Annotated in this window: 19 protein-coding genes; 9 read left to right on the top strand and 10 right to left on the bottom strand. The window is 36.5% G+C overall.

Annotated elements, in window-relative coordinates; all coding sequences use genetic code 11:
* Positions 1 to 2 precede the first annotated feature (2 nt).
* The 7 genes from IEV85_RS17875 to IEV85_RS17845 all read right to left on the bottom strand — a co-directional run bounded on the left by IEV85_RS17875 (position 3) and on the right by IEV85_RS17845 (position 6,570).
* Entirely contained in the window at positions 3 to 920 is a 918-nt protein-coding gene (locus IEV85_RS17875) for an adenylyltransferase/cytidyltransferase family protein (protein WP_188465998.1), read from the bottom strand.
* A complete protein-coding gene (locus IEV85_RS17870; RefSeq protein WP_229712643.1) occupies positions 910 to 1,938 on the bottom strand; it encodes an aminoglycoside phosphotransferase family protein in 1,029 nt (342 codons plus the stop codon). The genes IEV85_RS17875 and IEV85_RS17870 overlap by 11 nt, the downstream gene beginning before the upstream one ends.
* A gap of 40 nt (positions 1,939 to 1,978) precedes the next feature.
* Positions 1,979 to 2,764, bottom strand: coding sequence for a hypothetical protein (locus IEV85_RS17865; RefSeq protein ID WP_188465994.1), 786 nt, complete (start codon positions 2,762 to 2,764; stop codon positions 1,979 to 1,981).
* On the bottom strand, positions 2,761 to 3,921 hold the full coding sequence (locus tag IEV85_RS17860) for a hypothetical protein (protein WP_188465992.1): 1,161 nt from the start codon (positions 3,919 to 3,921) through the stop codon (positions 2,761 to 2,763). Before IEV85_RS17860 ends, IEV85_RS17865 begins: the two co-directional genes overlap by 4 nt.
* Before the next feature lie 3 nt (positions 3,922 to 3,924).
* Positions 3,925 to 4,491, bottom strand: coding sequence for a hypothetical protein (locus IEV85_RS17855; RefSeq protein ID WP_188465990.1), 567 nt, complete (start codon positions 4,489 to 4,491; stop codon positions 3,925 to 3,927).
* Between the two features lie 130 nt (positions 4,492 to 4,621).
* Positions 4,622 to 5,260: a hypothetical protein gene (locus tag IEV85_RS17850; RefSeq protein WP_188465988.1), complete on the bottom strand. Its 639-nt coding sequence runs from the start codon at positions 5,258 to 5,260 to the stop codon at positions 4,622 to 4,624.
* Between the two features lie 23 nt (positions 5,261 to 5,283).
* Positions 5,284 to 6,570: a hypothetical protein gene (locus IEV85_RS17845; RefSeq protein ID WP_188465986.1), complete on the bottom strand. Its 1,287-nt coding sequence runs from the start codon at positions 6,568 to 6,570 to the stop codon at positions 5,284 to 5,286.
* 205 nt (positions 6,571 to 6,775) lie between these two features.
* Between IEV85_RS17845 and IEV85_RS17840 the strand changes: the two genes are divergently transcribed.
* Together IEV85_RS17840 and IEV85_RS17835 are read left to right on the top strand one after the other, a co-directional pair.
* The gene (locus IEV85_RS17840; RefSeq protein WP_188465984.1) at positions 6,776 to 9,355 is read left to right on the top strand and encodes a tetratricopeptide repeat protein; all 2,580 of its coding nucleotides are present in this window, start codon (positions 6,776 to 6,778) and stop codon (positions 9,353 to 9,355) included.
* Between the two features lie 16 nt (positions 9,356 to 9,371).
* A complete protein-coding gene (locus IEV85_RS17835; protein ID WP_188465982.1) occupies positions 9,372 to 10,043 on the top strand; it encodes a DUF1266 domain-containing protein in 672 nt (223 codons plus the stop codon).
* Between the two features lie 44 nt (positions 10,044 to 10,087).
* Here IEV85_RS17835 and IEV85_RS17830 read toward each other — a convergent pair whose 3' ends face one another.
* Together IEV85_RS17830 and IEV85_RS17825 are read right to left on the bottom strand one after the other, a co-directional pair.
* Positions 10,088 to 11,749, bottom strand: coding sequence for a M1 family aminopeptidase (locus IEV85_RS17830; protein ID WP_188465979.1), 1,662 nt, complete (start codon positions 11,747 to 11,749; stop codon positions 10,088 to 10,090).
* 212 nt (positions 11,750 to 11,961) lie between these two features.
* Entirely contained in the window at positions 11,962 to 12,549 is a 588-nt protein-coding gene (locus IEV85_RS17825; protein ID WP_188465977.1) for an outer membrane beta-barrel protein, read from the bottom strand.
* An 86-nt stretch (positions 12,550 to 12,635) separates the two neighbouring features.
* Between IEV85_RS17825 and IEV85_RS17820 the strand changes: the two genes are divergently transcribed.
* The 3 genes from IEV85_RS17820 to bioA all read left to right on the top strand — a co-directional run bounded on the left by IEV85_RS17820 (position 12,636) and on the right by bioA (position 15,758).
* Entirely contained in the window at positions 12,636 to 13,769 is a 1,134-nt protein-coding gene (locus IEV85_RS17820) for an aminotransferase class I/II-fold pyridoxal phosphate-dependent enzyme (RefSeq protein ID WP_188465975.1), read from the top strand.
* Positions 13,770 to 13,872: 103 nt separating this feature from the next.
* A complete protein-coding gene (gene bioD / locus IEV85_RS17815) occupies positions 13,873 to 14,478 on the top strand; it encodes a dethiobiotin synthase (protein ID WP_188465973.1) in 606 nt (201 codons plus the stop codon).
* Positions 14,475 to 15,758 carry an adenosylmethionine--8-amino-7-oxononanoate transaminase gene (gene bioA / locus IEV85_RS17810; RefSeq protein WP_188465971.1) on the top strand — a complete coding sequence of 428 codons (1,284 nt, stop codon included), beginning with the start codon at positions 14,475 to 14,477 and terminating at the stop codon, positions 15,756 to 15,758. Before bioD ends, bioA begins: the two co-directional genes overlap by 4 nt.
* Positions 15,759 to 15,968: 210 nt before the next feature.
* On the opposite strand, the gene IEV85_RS17805 is transcribed toward bioA, so the two are convergent.
* Positions 15,969 to 16,856 (bottom strand): NmrA family NAD(P)-binding protein, encoded by an 888-nt coding sequence (locus IEV85_RS17805; RefSeq protein WP_188465969.1) that lies wholly within the window; start codon positions 16,854 to 16,856, stop codon positions 15,969 to 15,971.
* Positions 16,857 to 17,015: 159 nt separating this feature from the next.
* Here IEV85_RS17805 and IEV85_RS17800 point away from each other — a divergent pair, with 159 nt between their 5' ends.
* The 4 genes from IEV85_RS17800 to IEV85_RS17785 all read left to right on the top strand — a co-directional run bounded on the left by IEV85_RS17800 (position 17,016) and on the right by IEV85_RS17785 (position 24,669).
* Complete coding sequence (locus IEV85_RS17800; RefSeq protein ID WP_188465967.1) at positions 17,016 to 17,372, top strand: winged helix-turn-helix transcriptional regulator; 357 nt, start codon at positions 17,016 to 17,018, stop codon at positions 17,370 to 17,372.
* A 216-nt stretch (positions 17,373 to 17,588) separates the two neighbouring features.
* Complete coding sequence (locus tag IEV85_RS17795; RefSeq protein ID WP_188465965.1) at positions 17,589 to 18,026, top strand: T9SS type B sorting domain-containing protein; 438 nt, start codon at positions 17,589 to 17,591, stop codon at positions 18,024 to 18,026.
* Between the two features lie 10 nt (positions 18,027 to 18,036).
* Complete coding sequence (locus IEV85_RS17790; RefSeq protein WP_188465963.1) at positions 18,037 to 23,298, top strand: PKD domain-containing protein; 5,262 nt, start codon at positions 18,037 to 18,039, stop codon at positions 23,296 to 23,298.
* 288 nt (positions 23,299 to 23,586) lie between these two features.
* On the top strand, positions 23,587 to 24,669 hold the full coding sequence (locus IEV85_RS17785; RefSeq protein WP_188465960.1) for a fasciclin domain-containing protein: 1,083 nt from the start codon (positions 23,587 to 23,589) through the stop codon (positions 24,667 to 24,669).
* The last annotated feature ends 179 nt before the right edge of the window (positions 24,670 to 24,848 follow it).

Here is a 24,848-nt window from a genome sequence, read left to right as displayed (position 1 = left end):
AATCAGCGTTGGTATTGATGGTTAATTAGACGTAATCGTTCTTGGAAACTGATTTTTTCAAGGTAACTCAGAATGAGAGGAGGGAGCATTGCTCCACAGGGTTCATTTTTTAATATGCGGTTTCTGATTTCAGTAGCACTGATATTTACGTTTTGTTTCAATGTTTTAACAGGAATGTTCATGCTATTGCACATACTTATAATCACAGGATTAGTGGCGTAAACCGATTGGAAATCAGGTAACAGGTAGCTCAGTTCATACATGTTTTCCAATGTGAAGCTGTTTTGAGGTAAAGCAACCAGGTAGAATCTGTGGGTATAATAACTATTTAAGTAGCTATGCACCATTTCCAAACGTTCAGTTGCAGATAGTGGGTTTTTCGATTGGTGACACTGCTCAGCGGCTGCCAGCAAAATGATGAATTCATCATTTTCATTAGCCATCTCCTCAATAAAGGCAGCATGTCCGTTATGTAATGGTTGTGCCCGGGTGATAAAAAGTCCTCTTTTTAAAGCTCTATCAATAGTTTTAACTATTGGGTTTCTTTTTTTTGGTTCAAATTCCAGTAGCTCAAAATCGCAATTGATAAACTTTTTTGAGGGCTCTTCATCTTCTGCCTGAGTAGTAAATATTTTCTCAAACGTGGGGGTAAGTAATTTGAGCCTCAGCCAGTAGCTAAGCCAGGCATTTCCTTTTGAAGCATAAGGTATCACAAAAAATGGTGTTTTGCTTTCTGACTTTAGAATGGAGTGAAGTGCTGAAATGAGGTCACCTGTTTTAGTATTTTTCTTGTTTAGCAAGTCTGCGTTCCTTAGCACAAAAATAGCTTGCTCGTATGATTGAGCAATTTTGCATAGTTTTTTAATGAATGTTAACTCAACCTCATTTGCCTCAATTAAATACAGACACCTATTCTTCATATGCACATACTTCGTTAAAACATGCTAAAAAACCAATACCTTTTTCCAATTGCCAAACGCCCTTATAGGCCTGGATAAGGTAAAGGAAAGTCTGATCCAGGCAAAACATTGCTTTCCATAATTGCTCTTTTAAATCTAACTGTTCTGCTAAATATGCATAATTCTTATTTTGTGAGGCATAGCTTTCAAATGCTAATCGTAGGTCCTGCTTGTGATAAATTAATTTTTCATCTGCCTTACCCATTTTAGCGATTCTGAAGGCTGAAAATATAATATCAAGTTCTAAGGGGGCTACCTGAACGTTCTCAAAATCGATAAATGCTACTGCATTATCAGGCAAAAAGAGGAGGTTTTCCAGGTGTACATCACCATGTATCCATTGCAAATTATTTGAGTTGTTTATTATTTCATTCTGCAGTTCAGTGAGGTGAGCTGCTTTTTTTAAAAATATATGTTGTTTTTCAACTAAATAACTACCAATAGGCTGGTTTTTTATAGCTGAGCTCAATAAACTGTCAATAGCAATTGGATTTACTCTGTTCAAATTTTGCACAGGTATTTGTTTCATTTCTTTATGCAGCTCCGGTAAATGGGTGAAAATGGTATGTAAATCAGCCCCGGAGCATCTTTCTTCCCATCCGTAATTGACAGATCCTGGTATGAATTCAAAAACCTGAAGAGGGTACCTTGATTTATCTACTATTAAGTAAGAAAAACTGAGAGCACTTACAGTCCCAATTACAGCCGGACAATTATGATACCCTTTTTGATGAAGCTGGGTCAATACATAATTTTCATTATTAAGCTGTACTTCATTTTTTAACGGATTAGCTACACGTGTTATAAATTCTTTGCCGGAATTCTCCTTAATGTGAAATGTACGGTTGGAGTAGCCACCTAACTGAATTATATCCTTAGCAAAAATAAGATATTCCACTTCAAGCGTAGATTTTAACAAGTGTACGGGTATATCTTTTAATTCTTCAAATTTCATCGGAAGCTTTATCAGTATAGGCAAAAATCAATATTTTAATGGAACAAAGCAGCATTTAATCACCTTAAATAATGAAATCTTTATCTACCATCTTTATAATTTGGTAGTTACCTACCGGGTAAGCATTCCAGCCACCCTTATGTTGAAATTCCACCTCAAATTGAGTAGCCAAAGCCTGAATTTTTCTCTCAATGTTTTCTGCATTTACATATTGTATATCAGAAAAATTAAGTCCCTGTCGGCCATTAGTGAAAAATAACATAAGATTTATAGTGTCTTCAAATCTTTTTTCAGAAAAGTATAAAACACTTATATTTTCTTCTTCGCTTACTTTTGCTATTTCCGCCAAATAAGCATTTTTTTCTTTCAAAGGTATATTACAATCCAGTCTTAATGAGGAAGTTTCTGCATTGTGTTTTTTCATATTGGAACTCACTACTTTAAGTAGTTTTAATGAAGGGTAGGGCAGAGAAGTTTGGTCTTTCTTTACGTGAATTTTGATAAGCTGACTTTCTGCATTATCAAACTCTTCTAATAACTGCACTTGATGTTGTTGTAAAATCACCTCTACTTGTTTCATCAATACAAAATCAAAATCATGCAGATTAAAACTTCCTGTTCCAATTTTCATGTTCTGTCCGTTTTGGTAGATGAAAATGAAGCCTTGCTGAAGCTTCCCGATTAGTTCTCGAAAATCTTGAATCAGTGCTTCTGGTTTTTCACTCTGAATAATCGTTTCTAATTCTGCTGGATTATTAGCATGACCACCGTAGCCCGGCTTCCATCTAAAATAATTGTAAGAATAAAGACCTTCCGGAAAACCAAAGTACCAGTAAACTCCTAAAATCATATTTCATTGTTTTTTTTATAGGCCGAAAGCTGCTTATAAAAGTCCTCTTCATTGCATTGTTCAAACTCTCGCGCCATCACCAAAAAGTGGGGTGACTTGGGAAAGCAAGCAGAGAAATCAAAATGTAGCAATCTCTTACATACATTCAGATAAACCTGGAAAACCTCTTTTTCCCAGGCTTCGTGCTGGTCTTCATCATTCCAGGAAATGTCTTCTGTGTACTTATCGGTAAAGAGGTAAGCGGATTGTATTGTCTCAGAATATAAATCAACCTTTAAGCTGTCATCTTCGGAAAAGTAATGCATATCAGGGGCGTTGTAGCGTTGCCAAATTTCTACTTGCTCAAAATCATCTTCCAGTTCTGAAACAAGGCCCAGTGCAACAGTGGGAGGAAATGGATGCTGCATAGAGTATTCCAACAAAAGACAATAAACAGGCTCATCAATATGTGCATTTTTTAAAACCTGATCTGCAATCTGTTCTGTCAAATAATCTTCCAGTTTTGTTAGGATATCAGCTTTGTTCTCATTCTGTAAGTTTGCCACGTAAAGAAGGAGCTTGTTTCCTGAAGCATTATTTTGTATAATCTTTGTCAGCTGATCTTCTTCATAAATAAAATCAACTGAAGCTGAATAATTAGTGTCTGCTGTTTTTAATTGATATCCCGTGAGTTTATCCCCCTCGGTACGATAGCTTTTGTGAATTAGTCCATAATCGGTGCATTCATAATACCAGTGAGCAATTCCTTCATTATGGTACAAGTAACACAGTTTAATAGCTTTTCTGCCTTCTGAATTTATAAACGTGGTAGAACTTTTATAATAATCTTCATTGTATTCATACACCGTTTCATAGCTGGTCTCTGGCCCAAGTATTAAGCGTTTAAAATAAACTTTACGAGTTTCCATGTTAATATGATATTCGTATAAGTCATCTGTTTCAGGATTGAAATCAGTTTCTGATGTGAAAAACAGCTCCTGATTAAGGTCTATCACTTGGTTGGATAACTCTGCATAGAAAGGTTCAATTTCATATAGATTGAATTTGGAATAAATTCTTGTCAATTGGTTATCTTCTAAAACAGAATTAGTCACCTTGTCAAAAACAGTTGCTAATAGCTTGTATTCCTTTTTTACTTCGTCAGGTATAGAGTACATAAATTAAAAAATTCTGGTGAGTGGATCTTCAGCGCTTAAGAGAGATTCGGGTGTTACAGCAGGAGTAGCATTCAGTTCATTTCGGTCATAATTTTCCCCCGTTATTTTATCAATTTTAAAATTAATGAATGAACTATTTAACCTACTGTAAAAATCATAGTGTTCTTCGTATTCATAGATGTCATATTCACGGCAATTATGCGTTATGATAATATCTGCATGTTTTTTTACGAAAGCAATCCTTTCTTTTTCTTCTTCGGATGAAATATAAAATCGTTCCTCCAGAAAACAGTCATCCAACGGACTGACATATTGGTTAATAAGATTAACCGATACATCATATATTAAATCCCTATATGTTCTTTCATGTAAACCTTTTTTCTGTGGGTAGTAGTACTTAAACAGTCTTCTGAATTTTACTACAACATCCTTTGAATTTGCCCACATACTTATGTCATAGCCTTCGGCAAGCAGCTCAATTGTAGGATGCTTATCATTAATTATACTATAAGCTATTTCAATTACCTTGTCCCGTCCTTGAGATTTAATGTTTTCGATTTGAGTTTCCATTGTTTGAGAATAGACTTTAAAGAAGGAGCTTAATAAAATGATTGTTAAATGAAAACAATTAGGGGTTTTCACAAATATTGATTCGAATTTGAACAATTTTTAAGAAGCAAATATTTCATAGCATACAAGTTTAAGATTTAGGTCGGCTTTTAATTTCATTTTGCCTTTCTTTCCAGTAGGAAGTTGTTTCAAGAATAGTCATATTTGAAAGTGCCTCCCACCTAACCTGAGGGTGGAAATAGTAATTCTCTTTAACTGAATGCATGAATTCCTGTGTTTCTATCAGAAATTGGTAAAACCTGCTATAAACGGATGATTTATAGTCCTCAATAAGCTGATCTACTTCATTATCTATACACAACTCATGCAAAATTAATGATTTTGTAAGATGGTATATGGCCTCATACTCCTTGCTTTCCAATAAGGCAATTCTCATCCGCATAAAAATAGGGTCGCTGTAAAATCCTTTACCTTGTTTCTCCACTGCAATGGCTATTTCTTTAAGTGTAGCTAAGTTAGGCTTGAGGATATTCTTTCCAGACTTAAAACATCTTTCCAGAAATTCCGCATAGTGAAGATGTACCGAATAATTGTCTTTTACTTTATCAATGTAATGAGCATAAATCTGATAAGCTTTGTTTACATAGCTATTTGCTTCATCTACTTTACCTGATTGGTATAGAATTTTACTGATATCTTCCATAGCTTTGGTCAGGTAATGGATTTCATAAGAGTATTCTTCAGTCTTTTCAGTAATTCTATCATACAAACCTATGGCTTTTTCCAGCAGGTCTATTCTGCCAAGCCTAACACCTTCTGTATAAAAAAATGACAGGCCTCATTTAGGTCAATTCTGTTGAGTGGAGGAAGTTTACTTTGTATCGCTTGGTCTAGCCAATAAAAGTATAATTGCTCAGGGAAATAAGCCAAATTTACTTTTTCCCATTCCATATGTTCTTTTAGCTGATGTAAATTTAGGGCAATGAGATAGGGCATCTTCTCATTATAATTCGTGTGCTTATTTAGGAGATTTTTAAAATTCTCCTGTTCCAGTTTCTGATAATTCTGTATAATGCTTCCCAACTTTTTACCTGAGCTCTTGTAAGAATTAATTTCAGGGGCAGGCATAAATACCAAACGTGCGTATAGGCTCCAATCTGCTGTTTCAGCATTTTTATGAATGCCATTTTGAAGTGCCAAAATAGCCTTTTCCCAGAATTCTGAATGTTGGGAAGGTAGTGTATTGGCAACCATAGCATAAGCTAAGGCCTGTTTCTGGTACACTTCCTCTGTCTCTTCGGGAGACTGTTCCAACAGATGATGCAGGGATTCAATGAGCTGCCTCAAAAAGGTAATTATCTCCTTAGTGGGTTTTTTACATGCGTTTTCCAATAAGACAAATTCAACCTGCACTCGTGCTTGCCAGTTTTTCTTTTCAAGGAGTAGTTCCGAGTTTTCTACTAAATCTGGCAGCAGACCCAAACCTGATTCCGGTAATTTGTTGCAGGCATAATCATAAAGCAGGTTCCATAAAATGCTTAGATAGCCATAATGTGCCAGGTCGTATTTTGCCATTTTATTATCAGAAATTAATATAACCTTATATAGCTTATCCAGTCCATCAATATCGTACTTGTCGGACAGAGAACAAATCTCAGAGTGGTACTCACTCTTAGTGATCGTTTCCTCCTGCAAATATTCATTGTTTACATGGGTATGGTTTAGCGCACCCATTAAACTTTTTTCAGTTGGATGTTGAAAATAATCTGTTTCAAATGTATAAAAGGTGAAATAGATATGATCTTCATGGGCTACAGTATACTCCTTTTGGTTTCTGATGAGTTCAAAAAGCTCCTCCTGATCTACAAGTTTAAAGCTGTTCCTATCACCTTTGTAGCTTTCAATGGCATAAACAGGATACGATTTACCATCCAACATCTTAATTTGAGCAGAAGATTTTATTTTTAAAGGTAAATGCTTGATAAAGTGTTCAATTGTTTCTTTGGTTTCACATACTGCTGCAATCCAACTTTGATGTAAGTCTGTGATTTCTACATAAAATATATTTTTATCACTCATAATTTAAAGCACTCGCAGCTTTTTTGCAGTCATCTGCGATAGTTATTTTATAAGAACAAATGTATTTTATTATCAACGGAATTTCTGCACCAATAATAGCTAAAGTAGAAAATCACTAAATACAGTGAGGCAGTACTGCCTTATTTTCGACACTTTTGTAATCAATCTTATTACTTAAGTAGCTAAAAAATAATAAATATTGAGGATGAGTGATTGGGACAAACTGGGTATTTCACCTATAAATGATAAAGAGTATATTTTTAAGGCCTTAAAGGAAAGTGTGCACGAGTTAAATTTTGAAGATGATCTCCCGCAGGCTTTTCAGTATTTAAAAACTTATCACTCTTTGATTAAGAAAGTAGAGAGAACCACTGCAGAACTGAATAAACTGGCTGAGGGTAAAGCTGAAAATGAAGACAATGTAATTCTTTACCTCGATTCAGATAGAATATATGACACGCCCACCGCATTAATAGCAAGATTTAAGGAGGTTTATGAGAACCCCGCCATTCGTTTTAACAAGTTAGTATGGAAATCAGCAATAGCTAATGCGGTGCAACACAGTACCCAAAGCCTTTCTTTCTATTGCATGCCCATCATTAAATTTTTGAGCTCCCACTATATTCTCAAGTCCGATGTACTTACTGAGCTTATTAAAGCTTTTCCTTTTCATGAAGAGTTTATGTCATCTGCATGGAGGGAAGTTACCCTTCTGAAGTACCCTGAATTAGGTGCAGTAGAAGTTTTACTGACAAGCGGGCATTCTGAAATTGAAATTTATATAGAAGTATTAAAAGATGCTCCTTTAACGCTGGCTGAGAAAGATATAGTGATAAGATATTTGATAGAGGCAGATGAGCACGTGAAGAAGCGAACCTATCAGCAGGCATTTAAAAGTTTGGCTACCAGAATTCCGGATAATAAAAGAGTTCCGGTGGTTTGGCACAAAATGGTCAATATTGCTTTTATGGCTGCTTATCGCTATCACCAGGAGAATGCAAAGGAAATATTTTTCAATACACTAAATTATGCTTTAGAATTTTACCCTGAAGATGCGCATCTTTTATACATGAAGGTGCTTGGTGGTTATGAAGAAGCACAGGATTACCAGATTGTAAAAAGCAGTATAATCGAAGCTATAAAAATCTGTCCATCTTATCAGAAACTGTATTATTTACTGGGTAAAACCTATCTTCAACTTAAACAATATTCGCAGGCTTTGGATGTCTTTCGCACACTGCAAAAAATGGATGCACTAAATGGAGAATACATTGTTTACACAGCGGTGTCTTTCAGACATTTTATTACTAATCAATTACAGGATGGCTCCATCAAGAAAGACAAAACATATTATCTCAATATCATCCACCAGATGATAGATCAGCATTTGTTTGAAGAAATTAATGAACTACAATTAGAAACTACTACTGATAATGACATACAGGCTCTCCTGATTTTTTCAACAGCTTATGAGCAATATATTCTTACCGGACAAAAAGATTTTACGGCCCTGGAACAAGTGCTTACTCTTACAGAAGATGCCAAAATAATTTTCAGAGCCTTTGAGAATTATCTTGAAAATATGCTAACCTGGGAGGAAATCGCCTCAAGAGAAGGAATGATCAGGCGTTTTTATAATGGCTTTCCTGAGAGCGATGTAGCTACTTATCATATGGGGAAATATTTTCATGCCATTCATGATTTCAAAATGGCGTACGATTATTATTTAAAAGCCCTTGAAATCAATCCCGATAATCTGGATGTATATTTTTCAATCTCTCAGGCATGTGAAAGTTTAAAATACTACGATTTAGCTGTTAAGTACATCGCTGTTTACATGCAATATAGTCGGTACCATATTTCTCCTGTTAAAATAATGGCATTCTGCAGCTTTCAGGTGGAGGAATATTATCAATCCTACACTAACTACAAATGGCTATTTAGTCTGGTAAATCCCAGTGAAATAACCACGAACCAGTTATTGTTTTGTGTTTCCGCTCTTTACAATTACATAAAGTTTGATAAAGCAATTGAAGGTGATAGCCACTATAAAAGAACCTTTGTTAAAGATGAACTGGAAAATTTTGAATCTTATAAAAAGCCAGATGGATTTTATGAAGATGCAGAGGGGCATGATACACTTTACTGGCTGGCCATGCTGTGTAAACACGTTGAGCTTGATGAGGAAGGTTTGGAATATGTCAGGCAAATTGAGACACTTGGTAGCTTGCCGGCTGAGTGGATCATTAAGGATATTACCGAATACAAGCTTCACTGCATGAGAAGTTTAGGATTGCATCAGGAGCTGATTGATTGGCTGGAGGATGATGTTGAGGAGGAAATACAAACTGAGATTAATGATACAGAGTTAGCATTAAAGAGTTTTTACATTGCTTTTGCTTATGAAGGTTTAGATAATATTGAGAAGGAATTTGAATGGAAGTTAAAAACTGCTTTCTACTATGCTTCTATGGATGATGCTGAAAGTAAAGAAGCGCATAGGCTTGAGTGGTTAGAGAGTTTTACTGTAAACATAGTTAACAGATTTGAAAGCATTTTTGAACGGGAAAAAACGATTGAAGCCGGTAAGGCTTATTTTAAAATACAGAAAGAACCTCATTTCAGACATGCTATGGTGGCACATTATATGGCAGTGGCCTATGAGGCTTTAAATGACAAAGAGAATAGCTTAAAGTATCATCAGATTTGCGTGGATTATAACCAGCTTTTTCCCGGCTATTTTGAAGATTTGGCTGAAATATCTCAATTAATAATAGAAAATTAAGAAGATCACATTCCTTATGAAATATTATAAATATGAAAATCCTGATGGTTTAAACCGGCATCAGCTTTGGCTTTTGGCTACTTCAGGTATGCTGTCACAAAAAAACAGGGAACGACATGATGTTTTACTTCCTGAAAAAGAGGGGAATATTCAGGCTTTAAAGGGTTCTTCCCAGCGTGCATTAAAGAGGGATTACGGAATTAATAACCTGAGTGATTTAGCAGATACTTTAAAGTATTTTGATGAAATAGTAACGCTTAAGGCTTTTCAAAACAGGTGGGAGTTCAGCAGTCCTGCTGAGTTTACTGCATTTACTAAAGTGAATGCAAAGGACAAGTCTATTCCTAACGTTGTGGATATGGTGCATAAATACCAGTTTAATTTACCTGAGAGCGATCAGGCCTGGCATTATGGAAGGTGTTCATGGTTGATCAGGCATGCGTGTTATTCAGGTTTTATTAATGAGACAGAAGCATGGCAGTTACTTGAGGAAAATGCTGCCAGAATTAGACAAATATTCAACTCCTGGGAAAGCTTTGGTATTTCTTACCTGGCAGGAGCGCAGTACTGGAAAAGAAAAGAGTACACCGCAGCAGCCATCAGTAGCTATAAACTGGATTTAAACTTTCTTCTGACTAATAAAAATTCTCCCTGGGTGCAGTTAGCATGGGATGATTATAATAACTAAGAGAATTATCTGCATGATAAGTCTCTTAGTTTGTTTGGTGTTTTTTAGTTGGTAAGATTAAAGTCTGCTACATAGAAATTAGGATCAATTACTATTTCTACTTCTTCAGGTAACCCATCGAGTACCTGGTATTTCAAGGAGGAAGGAGTGATCCATTCAGCTTCTCCATTAATATATATTTTTATAGGAATGTTAAATGCAGGATTAGTGTTTTCCCACTTGTACATTAATTTACCATTTAATACCCGGTAAGTAAAGGTAGGGATTCTGGTATCACGCAAATATTGATCAAAAAATCCATTGAGAGGCTTACCATATGCTTCTTCAAGGTATTTTTCAATCTGTTTTGAGCTAACAGTCTGGTGATAAAATTCTTTATTCAACCCACGCAAAGTAGCTCTCCATTTTTCATCATCATCAAATAGTTGCCTCAAAGTGTGCAGCATGTTGCCTCCTTTATAATACATATCTCCTGAGCCTTCATGGCTTACACCATATGTGCCGATGATAGGTCTGTCGTTCTGAATAGATGATCTTACCCCCTGGATGTAAGCGTTTGCTGCTTCTGTTCCGTAATGATAATCCAGAAAAAGGTTTTCTGAATAATGTGTAAATGATTCATGAATCCACATGTCGGCCACATCTTTGTTGGTGATATTATTGGCAAACCATTCATGGCCTGACTCATGGATGATGATAAAATCAAACTTTAAGCCCCAGCCGGTGCTGCTTAAATCCCTTCCCAGGTATCCATTTTTATATTTATTGCCATAAGTTACGGAACTCTGATGCTCCATACCTAGATAAGGTGCTTCAACCAGTTTATAACTGTCTTCATAAAATGGGTAAGGGCCAAACCAATGCTCAAAAGCTTTAAGCATGCGAGGCACATCTTTGAATTGTTTTTTTGCCTTTTCAACATTATAACTCAGCACCCAGTAGCTGCACTCCAGGGGGCCTTTCTCTCCATTATACACCTCACCAAAGTTTTCATAGTCCCCAATATTGAGGTTTACTCCGTAATTATTGATAGGATTACTTACAAACCAGTGGAAAACTCTTCTGTCACCTGCTTCCGTAACTTCCCTCAGCTTTCCATTGGAAACATCAATTAAAGGCTTTGGAACATCTACACTTATTAACATGCTATCCGGTTCATCATAAGGGTGCTCTTTGTTAGGCCACCAAACGCTTGCCCCAATTCCCTGGTTGCTGCTGGCAATAAAAGGATTACCATTTTTATCAGTGCTCCAGGTAATTCCACCATCCCATGGTGGATTTTCCGCTACACGAGGCTGGCCTGAGAAGTAAACTGTTATCTGTCCTTTTTTTCCTTTTTCCTGCTTTTTATCAAACTGAATGAAATGAGCGGCACCTTCTGAAGTGAAACTGAGTTCATTTTTGCCCTGTAGTACGCGTTCTATTTTCATAGGAGCTTGCAAATCAATCTGCATTGTTTGTTGAGGCTGCAAGACGGTATAATGGATTTCATTTTGCCCTGATAGAGATTTGTTTTCAATATCAACTTTAACCTGCAGGTGATAGTAATTTAAGTCCCACCATACACGTCCAGCAGTTAATCCTCCTTTCAGGCTATCTGCTTTGCTGAAAGTAATTTCTTCCTGAGCATACGCATTAGAGGTAATTAGCATGTTAAGTGAAAGAAGTGTAAAAAGTAGGAGGTGGCTAAATGCTGATTTTATCATTGATTTATAGAAATTTTACGAGGCTGCAAATTAAGAAAATAGCTAGTATTTTACAGAGGAAGATAGCTTAATCAGTGTTGAGGAAATTTTAAGCCATTAAATGAAAGGATAAATGGTATGTAAAGGATTTGATAAAATGCTTAGACGTATTGCCTTGAAACAAAAAAAAGCCAGACAAGTAATGCCTGGCTTCTGATATTTTTGAAAATGTCTTATAACAATTTCAATCCAAGGCTTAGCATCACCTGGTTAATACGTACTTCACCTTCATTGTTGCCTAAGGTAGCCTGGTTACTGAAGTTGCCTTCGTAACGTAAATCAACTGTTAATTTAGAAATGTCAAGACCTAAACCTGCCTGGTAAGCAAAGACAGCATTTTTATACTCATCTATAGGAGCATCTTTATCAATTTCAGCATCCAAATTGAAACTTGCCACCGGACCTAAATTTAAGCGTAGAGGGCCAATTTTATATCCAAACAAAATGGGTACATCAATTTTATTCTTGTTTATTTCAAAAGTTTCATCATCACCAATGGTATTTCGTGAAATGTACTCTCCTTTAACTGAATTAAAATAAGCTTCCGGCTGTACGTAAAACCCGAGAATGTTTATACGGGCAAAAGCACCAACATGGTAGCTATATGCGGCATCGCCTTCATCAAAACGCTCTGCGTGATCTTTCAAATTTACTCTTGTACTGCTAATTCCTGCCTTAGGCCCAATCGTAAAAATTTGTGCCTGAACCATCACTGAACACACCAGTGCCAGCGCTGCCGTCATTAATAATTTCTTCTTCATAGTTTCTGTTTTAAATGATTTTAACATCTTTAACGATTTTCAGGCTAAATGTTATATTTTTGCCGACCAATATATGCTTTTTCCCCATGAACTTTGAAAAAACGACTCTCAGGATAGAGGATACTTTACTCGCAATTTTAAGCGAGAGAAAGAAAAATGGAACCTTTCGTTTCTTAAGAATACAAAAGGAAGGAATGGTTGATTTTATTTCAAATGATTACCTAGGCTTAGCCAAAGTGAGTGAAATTTCTGAAAGCCTTCATTCATTTGTGGACAATGGTGCTTCAGGGTCCCGGCTTCTGAGTGGGAATAAAGTTTATCATGAGTCGCTTGAAAAATACTTAGCAGATTATTTTAAAGCGGAGTCAACTTTGCTATTCAATTCAGGCTATTTAGCCAACCTCGGGTTACTTTCATCAGTTCCGCAAAAAGGGGACACCATCTTGTTTGATGAATTGTCCCACATGTGTATTAAAGAAGGTGTGCGGTTAAGTAGAGCTAACTATTTCAACTTTAAACATAATAGCCTGGAGAATTTGGAGCAGAAGCTTACAAAAGCTACAGGAAATATATTTGTAGTGGTAGAGTCCGTTTATTCTATGGATGGAGACCAGGCTCCTCTTAAACAAATAGTTGAATTATGTGAAAAGTATAGTGCCAATCTGATTGTAGATGAGGCACATACTACAGGGTTATTTGGAGACTCCGGCTTCGGGCTTTGCTGTGATCTGGGCCTTGAAGATAGGATTTTCGCCAGAACCTATACGTTTGGAAAAGCAATAGGAGCCCATGGAGCAGCAGTGGCCGGTAGCGAAATCCTAAAGGATTACCTCATCAATTATAGCCGGCATTTTATCTATACTACAGCTTTAAATTATCATAGTGTTCAACTGATTGAAAATGCTATCAATTACAGGAAAGCACATCCGGAACTGGTAGAAAAGTTAACCAGAAACATCCTTCTTTTCAGGCAGTTGATTAGACGCGATATTCCGAAGCTGGAAAGCTTCCACCCAATTCAGGGAATAATGGTGAATGGCAATGAAGAGGCTATTAAATTAGCAGATCACCTTAATGCTGCCGGATTCGACATGCGCCCTATAGTTTCACCTACTGTTCCGGTTAATCAGGAACGTATAAGAATTTGTTTACACGCTTTTAATTCAACTATGGAAATCAGTAATTTGTGTGATGCAATCAATGAGTATTATACCCAATGAACGCATGGATAGTTAGCAGAAAGGATTTTAATGAGTAGATAACTTATTCCTAACTGCTTTATTTAATGCAGAGATTAAGATGGGTAATTATAACTAAAATACAATGAAAATCTTCATTACGGCTATCGGAACAGATAGCGGGAAATCGCTTTTAAGTGCCATTTTAACGGAAGCGCTGGAAGCCGATTACTGGAAACCTATTCAGGCAGGTTTGCCGGGCGATACGGATTATGTAAAACAATTGGTAAGTAATAAAAAATCAAATTTTATACCTGAAGCATATGTGTTAAATACTCCTGCTTCACCTCACTATGCTGCTGAAGTAGATGGTGTTAAACTTTCCATTGTGAATTTTCATTTACCTGAAACAGGTAATCACCTGGTGATTGAAGGTGCGGGTGGAGCTTTAGTGCCTGTTAATAATGAAGAATTTGTAATAGACTTGCCACAAAAATGGAAGATTCCGGTCATTTTGGTGGCTAACCTTTATTTAGGGAGTATTAATCATACTCTGTTGACTTTAAATGAATTACAGAGAAGGAGTATTGAATTGAAAGGTATTGTTTTTAACGGGAATGCTAATCCATCAAGTGAATCTATTATTTTGCAACATGCTAACGCGCCATGTCTTCTCAGAATAAATCAAGAGAAAGAAATTACAAAAGAGGTAGTGAGAAATTACGCTAAAGAGATTTTACGGAATTTATGAATTGGATTGATCGTGATAAAGAGAGCATTTGGCACCCGTTTACTCAGCTGGTAAACGGATTTGAGCATATTATGGTAGAGAGGGCAGAAGGCCTTTATCTCTACACCCCGGAAGGCAGAAAAATTATGGATGCTATTTCCAGTTGGTGGGTTAATCTGCACGGTCACAGCCATCCTAAAATTGCAGAAGCTGTGGCTGAACAATCCAAAAAGCTGGAGCATGTGATTTTTGCAGGGTTTACTCATGAACCAGCGATTGTTCTGGCTGAAAAGCTTCTCAGCATTTTACCATCCAATCAATCTAAAATATTTTACTCCGATAATGGAAGCACAGCTAATGAAGTAGCCCTAAAAATGGCTTTTCAATATTGGTATAATAAAGGAGAAAAAAGGCGCACTAAAGTAGTGGCTTTTGAAGGTGCTTATCATGGTGATACCTTTGGGGCTATGTCGGTAGGTGATAGAGGCCCTTTTTCTGCTCCATTCTCACCATTTCTCTTTCAGGTAGAATTTCTTCCTATGCCCACAGCGGAAAATGAGGCAGAGATTATTTCCAGTTTTGAAAAATATGCTCATGAGGGAGAGCTGGCTGCATTTATTTTTGAGCCACTGGTTTTAGGCTCAGCAGGTATGAAAATGTACAGTGTGGAACTGCTGGATAAATTGCTGAAAATTGCAAAAGACAACAGTGTAATTAGTATTGCTGACGAAGTTTTCACAGGCTTTGGACGTACGGGTAAAAATTTCGCCTCGGATTATTTGTCTATAGCTCCGGATATATTTTGTCTTTCCAAAGGGCTAACCGGAGGAACTATGGCTTTAGGTGTTACTTCCTGCACCCAAAAAATCATAGAAGCTTATAAAAGCAGCGACATCATGAAAACTTTTTTTCATGGACATAGCTTTACTGCCAATCCTATTGCCTGCGCAGCCTCAATTGCCAGTTTCGACCTGCTCATGGAAAAGGAGACACAGCAAAAAATTGAAAAAATAAGCCAATGGCAGAAAGAGTTCAAAACCCGTATTGCTTCACATCCTAAAGTGCTTCACATCCGTGTGATGGGAACGATTTTTGCTATGGAAATGAAAACAGAGCAGACTTCAAGCTATGTAAACGAGGTACGTCATCAACTCTATCCATTTTTCCTCAAAAGAAATATTTTATTAAGGCCTTTGGGTAATACACTTTATATTTTGCCCCCTTACATAATTGAAAAAGAAGAAATAGAGCTGGTTTATCAGGCTGTGGAGGAAATGCTTCAGGTATTAGATGGAATCTAAAATTAGATTACACAATGCGTAACCATTTGTTGCTGACTTTCAGGTGTCAGGTGTATATTATTAATTCTCGTGTAATTGCCTAATAAGCTCTATTTAAGTTGATTTTAGCTAAGAACTTAATGGGAAGAGAATGATTTTATTGAATAAGCAAATCAAGACTGAAATATAAATTTCAGCCTTAATATGCACTTATTATTCTTGAAAGATATTTTAACTATATACTGCTTTTAAAAACTCAGCAACTGGTTGAGTTTTTCTGCTAATAATTGCTTCAATATCTGTTTTTGGCGTGTCAAATGCATCAGCAGCAATAGCCTGGCCAAATGCAGACATCATTCCTATGTATTCTGCAGGTACACCATAACCTTTTAAAGTGCTTTCAAATTCTTCTACACCCGGTGAAACGTAATTGATATTTTCTCCTGTAATGGTAGAAAGTTCCTGAGCAACATCTTCAAAGCTTACTTTTTCGCTTCCATTAAGCTCGTATACTTTATTCACGTGTTCAGAAGCTTCTGCCAATAGTTTAGCTCCGGCTTCTGCTAAATCAATTCTAGGCAAAAATGCAACTTTACCTTGTTCAGTAGGTAAGAATACACTCTTTGAGTTTAACAACTGATCTTTTGAACCCAAAAACATAGCTATTACCTCGCTGTAAAGGTTGTGGCGAAGAAAAGTATATTTCATCTGAGAATTTTTGATCCATTCTTCAGTGTTGAAATGGGCTTTCATATCATTATAAAGTGCAGAGTCTTCAGAAAGTTGATTTAAGCTCACGCTAGTATAGAAGATATGTGCTATACCAGCTTCATCAGCTACTTCCACAACGTTTTTATGCTGAGGCATTCTGTTGGCTATATCACTTCCTGAAACAAAATAAAGTATTTCTATATCTTTAAAGGCATCTTTTAATGAAGCTTTGTGGCTATAATCACCCACTCTTAATGAAAAGCCTTTTTCGGCTAGCTCCATTGCTTTTTCACTCTTCGGGTCTCTGACTAATAATGCTATGTCTGCCTTATCTACTTTTTCGCTTAAAAAATTAGCTACGGCTGAACCTAAACCTCCTGTGCCACCTGTTATTAATATTTTACTCATGATTATAATTATTAATGATTTTATGTATATTTACTAACTTTTAGTAAGTTAAAGGTGATAGGTAAGTATATTACATACAATAGCTAACGCTAACGCTATTGCTACCTGCTTACTTATAAGTTATATTTGTTGAATATCAAATAGTTAACCAACGAAGAAATGTTAAATAAATTCGCAGATGTGGAAAATTGTCCGATAAGGAATATATTAGATAGGATAGGGGACAAGTGGTCAATGTTGATTCTGTTGCTTTTAAATGAGGAGCAGGTGATGCGTTTTAATGAAATCCATAAAAGTATTGATTCTATCTCTCAGAAAATGCTTTCCTCAACCCTTAAATCTTTGGAAGCAGATGATTTAGTTCAACGAAAAATCTATCCTGAAATACCACCAAAAGTTGAATACAGGTTAACGGAAAGAGGAAAAAGCCTTATTCCTCATTTGCAGAGTTTAGTGAATTGGGCTTCAGTAAATTTTGAGGATATTAGTAATTCCAGATTACAATATGCTAAGTAAATTATCTGTATAACTTAAAGTAGTTTCTACTTTTAGAAGGAACTTCTCCTTTCATTATCGAATTTCTGTAAACCTCTCATCTTTTTATTCCACGGAAGGACTACGTGTTTCACTTATTTTAATTGGTTGATCACCTAAATTTTAAAATACGAATACGCCTCATATATAAGAGTCTATAAAGCTGCAATTTTGAATTGTCAATCAAATGATAATGTCATGAAGCAGTTTTCCATCTTAATCGTAGCCTTAATTGTGAGCATCAGCCCTATGCGCATGCTGGCACAAGATACTGATGGCGGGGTTAAATACCGTGTTGTAGCTGTTAGTCATTCAAATGATAGTATTGTCAGTGTTTCCAATGAAGTGGTACTCTTCAAAGCCTTTTCCTTACAAGTTCCTACAGCTTTTACTCCCAATAGTGATGGTTTAAATGATAAATTTGGAGCTGTTGCGGAAAATGTAAAAGAGTATAAACTGGTAGTTTATAACAGGTACGGAGAAGTAGTTTTTAATACTGATAATTTAAGCGAGAAGTGGGATGGTACCTATAAAGGAACTAAAGTGCCTGCAGGAGGTTATATGTATGAGATAGTGGCGCGCAGCCATGAGGATGAAAGCGTACAGAAATCAGGAAAAGTATTAGTGATAATTTAAATCTATGAAGATGAATAAGAACCATTTATTATCACTTTTAACAATAATATTAAGTTTTCTCATCACAAATGCAGGGGTAGCACAAATAAAAGCATCTGTAGAAAAAGGATGTCTGCCCTTAGTGGTGGATTTTTCAGCTAATAATACCAACGTAAAAAGCTATCAATGGACTTTTGGCAATGGGCAGCGTTCAAGTTTGAGCAATCCTACCATAATATTTGAAGAGAAAGGTGTTTTTGATGTAAGCCTGTCTGTGACTCTCAACAATAATCAGGTAGTTAATTATTCCAGGGAAGATTTTATTGAAGTTTTCACCTTCCCGAAAGCGTCTTTCACGCAAGATGTTACTGAAATCTGCGCAAATACTTCAGTACATTTTCAGAATACATCTTCAGGGGAAGCAGAATATTTATGGAGTTTTGGAGATGGAAACCAGTCTGACGAAGAAAATCCACTTCATACGTATGCTCATGGTGGTCAGTATACTGTCACATTGAGGGTGACTGGTCCGGGAGCTTGTGAGGCAGTCGCGATAAAAGAGGATGTGATAGAAGTAAGGGATCCCGCCAGGGTACATATTTCTTCAGATAAAACAGGTCAGTGCCTTAATGGAGAAGCGGTAAAATTTTATTTGGAAGGCAGTCCAAAAGAAGTGCTATGGGATTTTGGAGATGGTACCCAAAGTAATGAGCTTCAGCCAGAACACCTGTATAGCGCTACGGGTGTTTTTGCTGTTTCTGTGTGGGTGCTAGACATCACAGGTTGTTCCCAAACTCTACTTTTAAATGATTCTATCGAGGTTAAAGATTTAGCAATTCCTGAATTACAGGTTTCTGATACCTCTGTTTGTACAGGAGAAATTTTTACTTTACAGGCCTTAACAGATGCGGAAGGTGAATTTCAATGGACACTCAGCGATGGAAGGTCTTTTGAAGGTAAATCTATCGACCTGCAGTTTGATGAGGCAGGTACTTACAGTGCGCAATTAGTTTTTATGGGAAATAATGGATGTCAACAGACTGTTGATTTTCCCGAATTCGTAAAAGTTAAATCAGTTCAGGCACCGCAAATTGCTTACGCCAGTTTCTCAGGATGTGCTCCATTTACCTTCAATGCCACTAATAATACATCCGGAGCAAATGCTTTCGAATGGGTAATAGGTGGCAAAACATTTTCCGGATCAGAATTGACATACACTTTTAAAGAAGCAGGGGAGTTTTCTGTAAAAGCAATTACTTATTACACAAATGGATGTAGTATAGAGCAGGTACTGGATAATAAAATTGCAGTATATAAATCAGAATCAGAAGTTGAGGTAGCTGCCTGGAACGGATGTCTTCCATTGCAAACGGAATTAAGTTTGTTAAATGAGGAAGCGATTGATGTTACCTGGCATTCAGGAGATGGAAGAACATTTGCTACTTCCAGAGCGGAGATTGAATATTCAAATCCCGGTGTTTTTTATCCCTCAGTTATTTATACAAATCAATATGGCTGTTTAGTGGAGTATTCATTTGAAGAGCCTGTTATTGTTTATGATAGTGGCATATTTTTAAATGATCCGGAAGTGATCGAATCCTGCACCTTTACAGAAGTTTTCTTCAATGGAGATATGGGCTATGATTTCTGGGAATGGAATTTTGGTGATGGCAATACTTCAACAGATAAAAATCCGGTTCACAACTATTCAGATCCCGGAAGTTACACAATATCTCTCACCACCAACAATAAAAATGGATGTAGAACTACCATAGAAAATTATAATATTATAGAAATTCCTGATATAACACCTCAGGCCACTTATGAAGTTGTACCAGGAGCAGATTGTGGCTTATTTTCAGTAGCAATGCATACGAATCTTAAGGTAGGTGAAAAGGCCTACTGGTATGCAAGCGATGCACTAGTGGGTACTAAAGAAAATATTGAGTTATCGTTTTTTACATTGAAAGATGTGGATGTAACGCTTTATATACAAGGTGCCGGCAACTGTGGTAAATCCAAAGGTATAGTGGTTAAAAACCCTTGGCCCGGATGTGAAATTGTTGATCCGGAAGAGGAGGAAGATGATAATGTTGTAAAAGGACCTTTAAATAAGCACACATTTTCCAGTTGCTCCGCTCCCTTTGAAGTTGATTTCATAAACCCTACACCGGAAGCTGAATGGGTACAGTGGACTTTTTCTGATGGTACTACCAGCACTAACAGAAGCTTTAGCAAACTCTACCAATCAGCAGGTAATTATACTGTAGATTTTAAAGCGCGTTTCCCTGAAGATAGTGTTTTAGAAGTGAAAGATTATATCACGGTGAATATTGAAACTCCTTTAGTTGATTTTGATTATCAGGTGAGAGTGGTGTGTGATTCTTTTGAGGTCAGCTTTATTCCTAATAATCCTGATTTTGCGTATTATAAATGGAAAGTAAATAACAAGTCGGTTAGCCTTACTACAGATAACAAATTCTATTTTGAAAGAGCAGGTCTTTATCAGGTGAGTTTGTCAGCTTCTAATCAGGGCAATTGTGAAGCAACCAATATTAAGAATATTTTTATTGGTACGGAAGAGCATGCTTTCAGATATTCCTCTGAAATATGTATAACAGAAACTTTTACAGCGACTCACAATCTGTCGGGCTTCAAAAGCTTTCAATGGGATTTAGGTAATGGAGAATTGGTTAATACTGCTAATCTCAGTTATCAATTTAACGCAGGGGGTGAGTATCAGATAAAACTTATAGCAACAGATTTTGCCGATTGTGAACATGTATTTCCCTTACCTCAAAAAGTGAAGGTGTTTAATCCTATCGCCAATTTTGCTGCAAAGGGTAAAACCAATGGTTGTGGCAGTTTAAAAGTAGCATTTAATAACAAGTCCTCCGGGGCAGACGCATGGCTTTGGGATTTTGGAAATGGTATCAGGAGTACTCAGGAAAATCCTACTGTTGAATTTGAGCATGGTATCTACTCTGTTACATTAACGGCTTTTAAAGGTAATTGTAGTGCTACTGTAACTCTGAAGGATTATATTAAAGTAGATGAGCTAAGCAGTGAATTCAGCTTTCAGCAGGATCAGGCATGTTTGCCTGTAGAAGTGGTTTTTTCAGATCAGAGTATCAATGCAGTTTCCTGGTTGTGGGATTTTGGAGATGGCTCAACTTCTACTGATCAAAACCCAACGCATGTATTCACTCAAATACCTACCAAACCAGTGAAACTTACTGTAATGAATGCTTCCGGCTGTTCAATAAGCTCCAAAGAAAAGCTGAATAGCATTTTTAGTGCAAGCTTCGAAGCTGATAAAGCAAAAATATGCGAAGGCAATACTATTCAATTTACTGCTTTAAGCAATCAGGCAGTAAGCTGGAATTGGGATTTTGGTGATGACAATATAAGTACAGAAGCCAATCCTGTACATACATATAATCAGCCGGGAATCTACAGTGTGAAATTAATTGCGGAAAGTGCTACAGGTTGTGCTGATACTGTGCTAATGCAAAATTATATTGAGGTGCTGGAAATTACGGCAGGTTTTTCCTTGAAAGAACCCATCACTTCAGCCTGTGTTCCTGTACAGGTTTCTTTCCAGAACCAAGCGGTGGGGGCAAGTTCCTATCATTGGGATTTCGGAGATGGAAAAACCTCAACTGTTCCTAACCCTTTGCATGTTTATACTTCAGTAGGAGAGTTTGATGTACTGTTGGTAGTAACCAACCAACTTGGTTGTACAGATACGATCAAAAAACGACAATTAATTATTACTAAAGGTCCGGAAACTAAATTTAGTGTAGAAAAAACAGTTATTTGTATGCCTGAAAAGGCGAAATTCACTGATCTCTCTGCAAATGCTGTTGAGTGGAAATGGTTTTTCGGAGATGGTAATATTTCAACTGAGCAACATCCGGAGCATGAGTATTCCGTTCCGGGAGTATATAATGTAACATTGCTAGCCAAAAATGAAGATGGTTGTGAGCAGAGCTATAGTATCAAAAATATTAAAGTATTGCCCACTCCTGAGCCAGCTTTTGACCTCACTGTTTCTGGGGACTGTTATCCTGTAAAAATAAGTGGAATAAGCACCAGTAAAAACCTGCAAAACCCTGATTATGTATGGGATTTTGATGATGGAACTGAAAGTAAAGATGACGCTGTAGAGCATACTTATAGCCAACCTGGTCTTTATGAAGTAAAACTCACCATCAGAAATGAAATGGGTTGTCCTGTAACAGTAAGTCATCCGGTTAAGATATTAGTAAGGGATACTGTGGAACATGAGGAAGCAAAAGTGAATAGCGTTTGGGTTGAAAGTAATTTAGTGAGCTTTGATCTCGAGCCTTACACTTATAACAATATTTCCCATTATAATATATGGAGAAAAACTACAGGTGGTTATGAGCTGATGAAGCAATTAGATCCGGCAAAGACCACTGCTTATGAGGATAATACGTGTCGTCCTCAGGATATGTCACATGAATATGCTTTCCAGGCAGTGTCATTTTGTGAGGATACAGTAAGTATTTCGCAAATCAGGCATTACAATACTTTACATTTGCAAAAAATGAATGACCAGCAGGATAAAAAGATGCATTGGAATGCTCATAAGGGTTTACCTGCTGATAATTACAGAGTTTTCAGAAAGCGGATTGAAGAGGATCAATGGGAAGAGGTTTTCGTTGAATCAATTAGCCATCTCAACTTTGCTGACAACACAGAACTTTGCCCGGGAAGTTATCAATATAAGGTAGCCTCATTCTTCGGCAATTCCATTCTTTCTGTAAGCAATGTAATTCAGTTTGAAGTAACAGACCTGATTTTCAGAAATCAGGTAGCTACAATCAAAACTACATCCGTTTTGGAAGAAGGGGCCATTTTTACTGAATGGAGTGTGCCTGAAGCTGGCAAAACCAGGATAGCTAATTATGAAATTTTCAGGGCGGTAAATGGTGGTTCTTTTGAGTTTTATGCAGAAGTAGGCGGGGATCAGCAGTATTTTATTGACGAAGCAGTAGATTCTAAAAGCAATGAATATACTTATAAGGTAAACATTATCAATGATTGCGCAATTACTACACCCGAAAGTGAAGTTTCCAATAATGTTTTATTGCAGAAAGAAAACCAGTTCAGGAAATATGGTTTAAGTTGGAAAGCTTATAAAGGTTGGAAAGATGGGGTAAAGAAATATATTTTGCAAAGACAGAATGCGGAAGGAAAGTGGGAAACTATAGAAGTGCTGGAAGGAAATAAAAGCGAAACAATAATCCGTAAAGAAGATCAATAATCAGGCAGAAACTGAAAATATTATTGAGTAATAAAAAGTCAGGAGAGAATCTTCTGGCTTTTTTTTATAACTACCAAGGAGTCAGTAACTTGTCAATTAAGTATTAAAATTAGGTAAATAAGTATTATTTCAATCTCTTCCAACCTTACAATAAAATGCCGTGTCTTTTGTTATACAGGTCAGAATTAAATTGCAAAAAATAGTCGTTATGCATAATAAATTACGTAACAATATTTTAACAAAGCAGTTTAAATTCCTATTTTCACATAAATTAATTAACAAACTACTATGAAAAAGAACAATTTATTTTTAAAACTTAGTTCTACCCTAATGGCGGTAGTATTTTTAGCCATGTCGTCAGTAATGCTTAGCTCTTGCGATGATGAGGATGAGGGAGGAGATCCAGCACCAGACAGTACAATTTTAGAGATTGTTGCATCTAGCGAAAATCATACACAATTAGAAGCATTCGTAACAGCTAATTCAAATTTAGTATCTGTTTTACAAGGAAATAATTTAACACTATTTGCTCCAAATGATGCTGCTTTTGAAAAGTTGAGAGTAATCTTAGGAGTTGAGTCCTTAGATCAAGTTAATCCTAATGTAATTTCTGCAGTATTAGCTTACCACGTACATACAGAAGGCGTTTTAAGAAGAGCTGATTTAGTAGCTGGTACTTCATTTTCTACATTACAAGGTGAAGAAAATGAAATTACTGCTGAAGGGAACGTTAAAGAGGGAGGTTCTGATCAAGAAGTGGAATTTGTAGGTGACGAAATCTTGGCTACCAACGGAGTTGTTCATGTAGTTGAGACTATTTTGGTACCGCCTACAATTTTTGCTACTATTGGTGCTAACCTGGGAAAAGTTTCTCAAACTATTTTATTAAGTTCAAATTTCAGCACTTTGGCAGCAGCGATATACAAAGCAGATACATACGCTGCCACTGATGATGAAGTTACTCCTTTGACTGAGATTTTAGCAAATGGAGAGCTTGATTTAACAGTATTTGCTCCAGTTAATGAAGTTTTTGCTAATGCCGAACCAGCAATTACCTTAGATACTTATACGGCTGAACAATGGTATGGACTTATTGCAAATCATGTGCTTTTAACAACTAAATTAAAAGCTGATCTTGAGGTAGGAATAGGGAACCCTACTGCAGCTGAAGGTGTGATTACTTTACTTCCTTCAGGTGGATTAGATTCTGATGGTGTTGAAGGCGCAGAGGCACAATTCATAACCGGAGCTTCTGATATTGTTTCTGATAATGGTGTGGTTCATGCAATAGCTGGTATTTTAAAACCTGCAGCTACAGGTCGTTACGCTATTGATACTAATTTCACAGTTTTAAGAAATCTGGCCAAGTAATAGTTTCTAGATATCATCCAAGTAAGGCGATAATTGTTCAAATTATCGCCTTTTTTTGTTATGTATCTCAATATTTTACTGAGACATAATGTTTAGGCTAATTAAATAGAGATTATTCAATCTAGATCGTGCTTTTGGATATTTGTACTAATTAAGCGGGTTAAGAATAGAAGATGGAT

This window comes from Marivirga lumbricoides (assembly GCF_014636295.1).
Lineage (GTDB): Bacteria > Bacteroidota > Bacteroidia > Cytophagales > Cyclobacteriaceae > Marivirga > Marivirga lumbricoides.
The sequence above is the reverse complement of the archived record's forward strand: the minus strand, read 5'-3'. Positions and strand labels throughout refer to the sequence as shown.